Annotated in this window: 11 protein-coding genes and 1 pseudogene; 5 read left to right on the top strand and 7 right to left on the bottom strand. The window is 63.7% G+C overall.

What is annotated here, in order from left to right; genetic code table 11:
• The coding region (locus tag E4Q08_RS23200) for an IS630 family transposase (protein ID WP_169072149.1) at nucleotides 1-715 on the top strand (715 nt) is incomplete at its 5' end.
• A 20-nt stretch (nucleotides 716-735) separates the two neighbouring features.
• On the opposite strand, the pseudogene E4Q08_RS23205 reads toward E4Q08_RS23200, so the two are convergent.
• The 4 genes and pseudogenes from E4Q08_RS23205 to E4Q08_RS23220 all read right to left on the bottom strand — a co-directional run.
• Nucleotides 736-864: pseudogene (locus E4Q08_RS23205) on the bottom strand (recombinase family protein); the annotation flags it as partial.
• Nucleotides 865-1,053: 189 nt separating this feature from the next.
• On the bottom strand, nucleotides 1,054-2,208 hold the full coding sequence (locus E4Q08_RS23210; protein ID WP_308240210.1) for a cytochrome P450: 1,155 nt from the start codon (nucleotides 2,206-2,208) through the stop codon (nucleotides 1,054-1,056).
• A 95-nt stretch (nucleotides 2,209-2,303) separates the two neighbouring features.
• Nucleotides 2,304-2,807 carry a hypothetical protein gene (locus E4Q08_RS23215; protein WP_248595115.1) on the bottom strand — a complete coding sequence of 168 codons (504 nt, stop codon included), beginning with the start codon at nucleotides 2,805-2,807 and terminating at the stop codon, nucleotides 2,304-2,306.
• A gap of 10 nt (nucleotides 2,808-2,817) precedes the next feature.
• Nucleotides 2,818-3,423: a hypothetical protein gene (locus E4Q08_RS23220; protein WP_169072150.1), complete on the bottom strand. Its 606-nt coding sequence runs from the start codon at nucleotides 3,421-3,423 to the stop codon at nucleotides 2,818-2,820.
• On the opposite strand from E4Q08_RS23220, the gene E4Q08_RS23225 reads away from it, so the two are divergent.
• From E4Q08_RS23225 to E4Q08_RS23240, 4 genes are read left to right on the top strand one after another with little or no spacing between them, the layout of a single operon-like run.
• Nucleotides 3,422-4,156, top strand: a complete 735-nt coding sequence (locus tag E4Q08_RS23225) for a TetR/AcrR family transcriptional regulator (protein WP_169072151.1) — start codon at nucleotides 3,422-3,424, stop codon at nucleotides 4,154-4,156. The two genes, E4Q08_RS23220 and E4Q08_RS23225, sit on opposite strands and share 2 nt — an antisense overlap.
• On the top strand, nucleotides 4,153-5,337 hold the full coding sequence (locus tag E4Q08_RS23230; protein WP_169072152.1) for an efflux RND transporter periplasmic adaptor subunit: 1,185 nt from the start codon (nucleotides 4,153-4,155) through the stop codon (nucleotides 5,335-5,337). Before E4Q08_RS23225 ends, E4Q08_RS23230 begins: the two co-directional genes overlap by 4 nt.
• The gene (locus E4Q08_RS23235; RefSeq protein ID WP_169072153.1) at nucleotides 5,334-6,527 is read left to right on the top strand and encodes an ABC transporter permease; all 1,194 of its coding nucleotides are present in this window, start codon (nucleotides 5,334-5,336) and stop codon (nucleotides 6,525-6,527) included. Before E4Q08_RS23230 ends, E4Q08_RS23235 begins: the two co-directional genes overlap by 4 nt.
• Nucleotides 6,528-7,232 carry an ABC transporter ATP-binding protein gene (locus tag E4Q08_RS23240; RefSeq protein WP_169072154.1) on the top strand — a complete coding sequence of 235 codons (705 nt, stop codon included), beginning with the start codon at nucleotides 6,528-6,530 and terminating at the stop codon, nucleotides 7,230-7,232.
• 87 nt (nucleotides 7,233-7,319) lie between these two features.
• On the opposite strand, the gene E4Q08_RS23245 is transcribed toward E4Q08_RS23240, so the two are convergent.
• The 3 genes from E4Q08_RS23245 to E4Q08_RS23255 all read right to left on the bottom strand — a co-directional run.
• Complete coding sequence (locus E4Q08_RS23245; RefSeq protein WP_169072155.1) at nucleotides 7,320-7,808, bottom strand: hemerythrin domain-containing protein; 489 nt, start codon at nucleotides 7,806-7,808, stop codon at nucleotides 7,320-7,322.
• A gap of 56 nt (nucleotides 7,809-7,864) precedes the next feature.
• A complete protein-coding gene (locus E4Q08_RS23250; protein WP_169072156.1) occupies nucleotides 7,865-8,326 on the bottom strand; it encodes a PAS domain-containing protein in 462 nt (153 codons plus the stop codon).
• Nucleotides 8,327-8,377: 51 nt separating this feature from the next.
• On the bottom strand, nucleotides 8,378-8,596 hold a 219-nt coding region (locus tag E4Q08_RS23255; protein WP_169072157.1), incomplete at its 5' end, for a MarR family winged helix-turn-helix transcriptional regulator.

Consider the following 8,596-nt stretch of genomic DNA (forward strand, 5'->3'; position numbering starts at 1 on the left):
CTCGCGCCACTGGCGCGCCAACGGCGTGAAGCCTCACCTGGTACGTGGCTTCAAGGTCTCTCGTGACCCCAGGTTCGTCGAGAAACTCGAAGACATCGTCGGTCTGTACATGTCGCCACCCGGGCATGCGCTGGTGTTGTGCTGCGATGAGAAAAGCCAGGTGCAGGCACTCGACCGTACGCAGCCCGGGCTGCCGCTGAAAAAAGGGCGTGCAGCCACCATGACCCACGATTACAAGCGCAACGGCACGACCACGCTGTTCGCCGCGCTCAACGTGCTGGACGGCAGCGTGATCGCACAGTGCGAACAGCAGCACCGTCACACAGAGTGGCTCAAGTTTCTTCGCAAGATCGACCGGGAAACGCCGAAGGACAAGGCGCTGCACCTGATCGCCGACAACTACGCCACACACAAGCATCCCGTTGTACAGGAGTGGTTGGCCAAGCATCCGCGGATTCAGATGCATTTCACCCCCACCTCGGCCTCCTGGCTGAACATGGTCGAGCGCTTCTTCCGCGATATCACGACCGAACGACTGCGCCGTGGCGTGTTCACCAGCGTCCCCGCGTTGGTCTCTGCCATCGACGACTACATCGCCCATCACAACACCAAGCCCAAGCCCTTTATCTGGACCAAGAGCGCTCGCGACATCCTCCAGAAGGTCATTCGCGCCAACAGCCGCTTAAGCGCTAAACAGAATGCAACACTACACTAGCGGGCCGTCCATGATCGGGTGTTGGCCTTCTCGCGATAGATGCCGGCGATGTAATAGCCAGCCTGACGGGCGCTGTGCTCGATGTCGGCTTGGCGCGCAAGGTCTTGTTCGTCGGTGCTGACACGCAGGTAGAGTCGGGCGATTTGCATGTAGTGGATGGCCAAGTTGGGTATACCGAACTTGGCTATCTTTTGAAGATGTGGTCAAGAACAAAAGAGCCAATGTAAATTGGCTACGCCCTATTTGACCATCTATTTTGGCCTCTTAACTGCTTTTTCGGCTCCACTGCATCTCAGAACCCGATGACGGAATCTTCTGGGGTTCCGGCGTAGACCCCCCTATCGGAGTCGTATGGGCAGGGTGGCGAAACCACTGCCGGGGTACACCGCGCCGGTGGGCGGCCGGTCCGGGATCGGGTCGATGCGGGTCGTGCGCCCGAGGATCTCCTCCATCACCACACGCATCTCCATCCGAGCCAGAGGAGCGCCTGGGCAGACGTGGATTCCCGCGCCATATAGCAGGTTTGCGGTCGGGTCGCGGTCCAGCCGATACGCCTCCGGATCCTCGAAAACACGACCATCGCGGTTGGCAGAAATCCAGATCAGCGAGATCCGTTCGCCGGCGGCGATCTTCCTGCCACCGATCTCTACCGGACGAGTGGTGATGCGGCGGTTGGCGACCAATGGTCCGTAGATCCGGAGAATCTCTTCGGTTGCGGCGGGCAGCAGGGAGGGCTGCGTGCGGAGCTGCTGCTGCAGTTCCGGGTGTTGCGAGAGGTAGTGAACCAGGATGCCCAGCGCTGCCGAAATCGTGCCGACCTCACCGACGGTCCAGTTTCGCACGATGCTGACGATTTCTTCATCGCGCAACGGTTGGCCCTGTACCTGTTGCCGAAGCAGTGAACCGGTGATGTCATCGCTGGCCTGCGCACCGGCCGCCCGCCGGATCTGCAGCAACTCGTGGACGTAGCCCTCGAATTCCTTGGCGACCTCCGCCATCGCCGTCCGGTCCTGCGCAAAAGTCGCCTGATGATTCTTCTGCGTCCAGAGACGCAGCGGTTCGCACATTTCGAGCGGCCAACCGAGCGAGGCGGACTGAATCCGTACGGCGAACCAATGGGCGAAGTCGCCGATGAACTCCAGCTCATCGCGCTCCAGCAGCGATTGAAGACGCTTCGCGGCGATCTCGCGACATTGCGGCTCGAACGCGTCCACACGTTCCGGCCGAAAATATTGCACGATCATCCGTCGGTACTCGGTATGCTCGGGGGGATCCATGCCGTCCGGAACGGAGAGATGTCGGGATGCGGCGTTGCTGAAGGTGTCGGGATCCATCAGCACGCGAACGATATCCTGGTGCCGAAACACGGACCAGCCGAGAAAGTCGCTGTACGCAACCGGACAGCGCTCACGCATCTCGTCGTAGGCAGCTCGCTGATCACGCTGGACGGCGTCGGATTTCGGGTCCCAATCCGGTTGCAAGATATCGTTCACGGTCGTTCCTTCCTCATCGTCTTAGAGTAGCGGCCCCCGCGCTCGACGATGAAAGGCCGGCCGCGCAGCCATTCATTGTTTGCTCGCCAGACGAATCAGTCGATTGGTTTCCACCCCGGGTGCTGGAAGTAACGGCCGTACTGATTCACCGCGCCTACGGTCTGCGCTGCTCCGGCAGCCGGCGTGGCTTTCGACTTGCCCTGCATCGCGTCGGCACCGGTAGTGAGTTCGGCGACGATGAGGTGCAGGTTTTCGTCTGCTGCGGGGTCGAGCTTGCACTCGGTGACTATCTTGGCGATGTGCGCCTCGACCAGGCTGCCCAACGCCTTGTACTCGTCTGCCGTCAGCGTTCCGTGGTGGATGGCTGTCGCTTTCGCGACCAGCGCGGTGCGGATATCGCTCATGTTCCGGCGCAGCGGCTCGTCCGTTGCCCACTTCTTGCCGTGGTCGAGCATCAATTTGGTTGGCGCAGCCGCTGCGTGCTGGTGCGAATTGGTGGCCGAAGCAGGGGTGGCAGAGGCGGGGGCGGCAGAGGCAGGCGCGCCGATGGCGAAGGTAGTGAGCAGGGCGGCTGTGAGCAGGGTGCGGTGGATGTTCATGGGATTCTCCTCAATGTTGAACAACAATGATCTCCGGATCGTCAGCATGCTCGACGAGCAGCGTCCGGACGCGGTCTTGCCATAGTGATTGGAACTGTGCGGTCTGCCCGGCGGTGGCAGTACCGGCGACGCAGCGCGGCATCAGGGAAGCGATGCGCGCATCGCCCGGCAACCGCTCCAGCCGGGCGGAGACAATGGCCGCCGTACTGGTGTCCTGCCGCGTGAAACGCAGCTGGCCGGGGATGTCGGCGCCGAAGGAGAGCAGGCAACGGCGATCAAAACGCCCTGCAATTCCCTTGAAGCCGGTATCGTTGCTCGCACCGGTGAGCAGGCTGACGACATTGGCAACGACGCCAGCAACCCCGGTGAGTCGGTCATCCCGGAGCTCGACGCGGATGCCACCGCGCTCGGGAAAGGCTGCCGGGTAGAGGGCGCGCATGGCTGCGCGGGTCATCAGATAGGCGGAAGCGACGGTCGGGCACGAATGCCCGGCGAGCTTGACCGCGTCGCTGTAGGTGTATTCGATGATGCCGTCCTCCACCGCCCCGAGGAACCGGGCCAGTGGGTCGCGAACGGTAATTCGTGGTGCAGATTCAAAAAACTCCGGGAAATTCATGAGTTCGTTCTCCTCGGGACAGTCGCGCTTGCCAAACGGACACTACACGCCTAAGATAGTAACCACTTACTTACAGAAATGCAAGCTGACCACCATCATGGATATTCAGAGCAGCGTCCACAAGGCTTCTGGCCAACGTCTGAGCAGCGACGAACGACAGCGCGAGATCGTCGCTGCGGTACTTGCGCTGGCCCGCGAGCGCGGGCCGGATGCGATCACCACGCAGGCCATCGCCGACCGGATCGGCGTCACGCAGGGGGCAATCTTCCGTCACTTCCCGCACAAGGAGGCAATCTGGATGGCGGTCTTTGCCTGGGTCCGGGAATCGCTTGGCACGCTTTTGGCGACCGCTGTGGCGCAGCGCCAGTCGCCGCTGGCAAAGATCGAGGCCGCGTTCTTCGCGCACGTGGCCTTCATCGCGACCAACCCCGGCGTTCCCCGCGTACTGTTCCACGAGCTGCAATATCCCGGGGATTCGCCGGTGCGCGCCGAGGTCCAGGCGATGATCGCTGGCTACCGCGAGCGGCTGACCGCGCTGTTCACCGAGGCCAGGACGGCCGGTGAGCTTCCCGCCGCGCTGGATACCGCGCTGGCGCCGGTGCTGTTCATTGGGGCGGTGCAGGGCCTGGTCATCGAGTCAGCGCTCGCCGGCAACGAGGACGCAATGATGGCGCGTGCGCAGCAGATGTTCCCGCTGCTCGTGCACGGCTATCGCGGGCCACAAGAAGCATGAACTTGCGCTTTTCCCGCAAGGCGGTATTGCGCGCAGTCGCCGTCGCCAGTGTACTGTTGCTCGGCTGGCTGGCGACCAGCCAGGGACCGCTGGCGCCAACCAGGGTGACTTTGACCAAGGTGCAGCTGGGGCCGCTGCTGGAGAGCACCTTCGGCATCGGCACAGTCGAGGCTCGCCGCAGCTATGCACTGGGTCCGACGACGGCCAGCCGCGTGGCGCGCGTGCTGGTCGACCAGGGCGATGCCGTCACGGCCGGGCAACTACTTGCCGAACTCGATCCGGTCGACCTCGACGATCGCGTTGCGAGCGGCCGACTCGTCGCACAACGTGCCGCAAGCGCTGTCCGCGCGGCGCAAGCTGAGCTGGTCGCGGCGCAGAGCCGTGCGCTAGTCGCGGTCGCCAGCGCGCGTCGTTCCGCCGAACTACGCGCACGCGGTTTCTTCAGCCAAGAGGCCGCCGACGCCAAGCAGCAAGAAGCCAATGCCGCGACGGCGGTAGCGGACGCCACGGCCGCCCAACTGGCGGCGGCGCGGCGCGATCACGAACGCGCGCTGGCCGATGTTGCCGGTGTCGGCAAGCTGCGCGCGCAGGCACTGCTGGCGAGTCCCGTCGATGGCATCGTCAGTGCGCGACTGTTCGAACCGGGATCGACGATCGTTGCCGGGCAGGCCGTGCTGCAGGTCATTGACCCGGCGAGCCTGTGGGTCAGGGCGCGCATCGACCAGGGCCAGGCCGGCGGCGTGCGCGTTGGACAGTCAGCCGAGATCGTGCTGCGCTCGGATGCCAAGCGTGTCTACCCGGGCGAAGTCCGGCGCGTCGATTGGCTAAGCGATTCGGTCGCCGAAGAGCGCATCGTCAATGTCGCCTTCGCGGCGATTCCCGACGCACTCTCGATCGGAGAGCTGGTCGAGGTGACCATCGGCACCGCTGAACTGCCCGATGCACCCTGGTTGCCGACGGCAGCGGTGAAGCGTGTGGACCGACAGGATGGCGTGTGGCGAATAAAGGACGGGCGCGTCACGTTTCATCCGGTCGAGGTCGGCATCTCCACCCTGGATGGCCGCAGCCAGATTCTTGCTGGTCTGGCAGCAGGCGACGAAGTTGTCGTACACAGCGAGCAGGCATTGCAGCCCGACGCGAAAGTCAGGGTCGTCGTCGCCATCGTCGGTGCCAGGCGATGATCAATCTCGCCGGTCGCGACATCCTCAACGGCTGGGGCAAGTTCGTCTTCACCGGCCTCGGGCTCGGCTTGCTGATCGGCGTCACGCTGTCGATGGCCGGGATCTATCGCGGACTGGTCGATGACGGACGCGTCCTGCTGGGCAATGCTGGGGCCGATCTATGGGTCGTGCAACGCAATACGCTCGGCCCCTACGCCGAACCCTCGAACGTACGCGACGACGCCTATCGCGCGCTGCTTGGCGTCAAGGGGGTGGTCGAGGCCGGCAATGTCACCTACCTGACGATGCAGATCGAAGATCAGGGCCAGGATGTACGGGTGATGCTCGTCGGCTTCCAGCCCGGACACCCCGGTGAGCCCGGCTACCTCGTCGCCGGACGTCCGATCACGCGTTCGCACTACGAGGCGATTGCCGATATCAAGACCGGCTTCCGCCTTGGGCAGCGCATCCGTATCCGACGGCACGAGTACACGGTGGTCGGCTTGACCAGCCGCATGGTGTCGTCGGCTGGTGACCCGATGGTCTTCGTGCCGCTGCGCGATGCGCAGGAAGTGCAGTTCCTCAAGGACAACGATGCGTTGGTCAATGAACGCGCACGCACTGCCGCCAATCCGGCGTTCAACCGCCCCGGTATACCGGGACTGCTCGAGGCCGTACAAGCCAGCCAGGCGAGCAGCCGGACGGTGAATGTGGTCCTGCTGCGGCTCGCCACGCACGCCGATGAAGCGACCGTAGCCAGCAACATCCGGCGCTGGAAACACCTCGAAGCCTATACGCGTGCCGACATGGACGAAATCCTCGTCGCCAAGCTGATCGCCACGTCGGCGAAGCAGATCTTCATGTTCCTGGTCATCCTGGCGATTGTCAGCGCGGCCATCGTCGCCTTCATCATCTACACGATGACCCTGAACAAGGTCCGCGAGATCGCGGTGCTCAAGCTGATCGGGGCACGCAACCGGACCATCGCCGCCATGATCCTGCAGCAGGCGCTCGGCCTGGGTGCGATCGGTTTTCTCGTCGGCAAGACTGCGGCGACGCTGTGGGCACCGATCTTCCCCAAGTACGTCCTGCTGCTCCCCGGGGACGCCGTGCGCGGTGCGCTGTTGGTGCTGGCGATTTGCGCGCTGGCAAGCGTCGTCGCCATCCGCGCCGCGTTGCGCGTCGATCCAGCGACGGCGATCGGGGGATAGATGCCCGCGGCGATCGAAATCAGCGGCCTGACCAAGCGCTACGGCGTCCGCGATGCAGCGGTTGATGCCCTGAAGGGCGTGGACATGATCGTCCAGCCCGGCGAGGTTGTCGGGCTGATCGGCCCCAGTGGCTCGGGCAAGAGCACGCTGCTCAAGTGCCTGGGTGCGGTGATCGAGCCCAGCGCGGGGCGAATGGCGCTGGCCGGCGAGGCAATCTACGACAATGGCTGGCAGGTGGCCGATCTGCGCGCCTTGCGTCGCGATCGCATCGGCTTCGTCTTCCAGGCGCCGTATCTCATTCCTTTCCTCGACGTCACCGATAACGTGGCGTTGCTACCGATGCTGGCCGGTGTGGCCAACGCCAGTGCGCGCGAGCGGGCGCGGGCGATGCTTGCGGCACTCGATGTCGGGCACCGTTCCCAAGCACGGGTGGCGCAGCTGTCCGGCGGTGAGCAGCAGCGGGTGGCGATCGCTCGCGCGCTGGTTAACCAGCCGCCGATCATCCTCGCCGACGAGCCGACGGCCCCCCTGGACAGCGAGCGCGCATTGGCTGTGGTCCGCATCCTCAACGAGATGGCACAGCGCTTCGCGACAGCGATCATCGTCGTCACCCACGACGAAAAGATCATCCCGACCTTCCGGCGGATTTATCACATCCGTGACGGACGCACCTATGAGGAAGCCGGCGAGGGGCGGGCCGCTTGATCCGCGGAGGACGAGAAAGAGACGCTCGGCGATCGTCGGCAGCCGGGATTTGCGCTCGCGTGCGCGAGCTTGTTGCCTAAACCTCGCCTAAGCCTCGTCGATTCCCCGGCGCTCGCGCATCGCGCGTCCGATGCGGGCCAGATCATGGTCGCTCAACAAGCGCGCAGCCATGGGCAGGAGCTCCTTTTCCTCGTACTCGATATGGCACGCATAGCGAACGGCCAGCGCTTCGACATCGTCAGCGACCAGTGACACCTGCTCGCCGGCGGCGATCCTTTCGAGGATGCCGCGCAGGTGTCGCCAACACGCTTCGAGCGCGCGGTGATCGACTTTCAGCCCGTCGATCACCGCGCGCAGGCAGATGGCGTCAGAACCGGCCATCGACTCGATCAACGCCGGAAAGAGGTCGTCTTCTTCATCGGCATGATGGTGCAGGGCGGATGTGTCGAAGTAGCGTATTACCCTGGTCGCCGCCGCACGCGCTTCTTCGTCGACGCCATGAACCAGCAGGTGTGGAACCAGGCGCCGCAAGGTCACGCATTGCGTTTCAATTCTGCCATGGCAGGCGGAAAGCATCTCCAGAGGCGCCTCGGTTCCGACGGTCGGTGCGGAGAATCCAGGAATGCTTGTCGTCACTTCAAGGCCCTGTCGCTCGGCTTGTCTTGCGCGGCAGCCGAAGACTGTGCGACTGCCTTGAGGTGGCGGGCGGTACAGTCGCGGCCGATGGCCAGGGAACCGATGATCGTGCCGCTGCCGTCCCTCACCAGGCCGAAGCTCAGTTCCACGTAGAGCTTGCTCCCATCCTTGTGCACCGAGCGGGTTGTGAGTACCTGGTTCCGGTACTTGGTCTGGCCGCTGTCAACCGCTTTGTGAAAGCCTTCCCAGTGTGCTTTCCGGAGCCGTTCCGGAATGATCACGTCGAGGCTTTCGCCGAGGACTTCGGCGGCGGAATGGCCGAACACGGTTTCAGCGCCATGATTCCAGACGCGGATCGCTCCCTCGCAATCGGCGAAAATGATCACATCCGGGGCCTGATCCACGATCGCCTGATAGAGATCGGAATCTGTATCCGCACACGCGGCAGTTGCCTGCATCCTGGAACTCCTTTCCACTTGGTCGAATGAGACAAGCGCTCGCCGTCGTTGCTATTTGCGGCCGAGCGTGGTTAGGTCGGGCACCGTGAATGTTCCCTGCAAGGACAGGAGCTCACGGCGATGAAGGCCAGCCAGTTGCTCAACGCATTCGTTGCCTTTTCTTGTCAGTTGCACGTCCACCTGCCGCCGGTCGCTGCTGCTGACGCTACGCTGTACTAGTCCGGCCGCCTCGCATCGAGAAATCAGCGACACGACCCCACTGATGCTTCG

The sequence above is a fragment of the Candidatus Accumulibacter contiguus genome, from assembly GCF_012940005.1.
GTDB lineage: Bacteria > Pseudomonadota > Gammaproteobacteria > Burkholderiales > Rhodocyclaceae > Accumulibacter > Accumulibacter contiguus.

Coding starts and splice junctions, on each gene's coding strand:
- E4Q08_RS23215 (WP_248595115.1), bottom strand. CDS start 2,807: ATGAACATCCACCGCACCCTGCTCACAGCCGCCCTGCTCACTACCTTC.
- E4Q08_RS23235 (WP_169072153.1), top strand. CDS start 5,334: ATGATCAATCTCGCCGGTCGCGACATCCTCAACGGCTGGGGCAAGTTC.
- E4Q08_RS23245 (WP_169072155.1), bottom strand. CDS start 7,808: ATGCTTTCCGCCTGCCATGGCAGAATTGAAACGCAATGCGTGACCTTG.
- E4Q08_RS23230 (WP_169072152.1), top strand. CDS start 4,153: ATGAACTTGCGCTTTTCCCGCAAGGCGGTATTGCGCGCAGTCGCCGTC.
- E4Q08_RS23240 (WP_169072154.1), top strand. CDS start 6,528: ATGCCCGCGGCGATCGAAATCAGCGGCCTGACCAAGCGCTACGGCGTC.
- E4Q08_RS23250 (WP_169072156.1), bottom strand. CDS start 8,326: ATGCAGGCAACTGCCGCGTGTGCGGATACAGATTCCGATCTCTATCAG.
- E4Q08_RS23220 (WP_169072150.1), bottom strand. CDS start 3,423: ATGAATTTCCCGGAGTTTTTTGAATCTGCACCACGAATTACCGTTCGC.
- E4Q08_RS23225 (WP_169072151.1), top strand. CDS start 3,422: ATGAGTTCGTTCTCCTCGGGACAGTCGCGCTTGCCAAACGGACACTAC.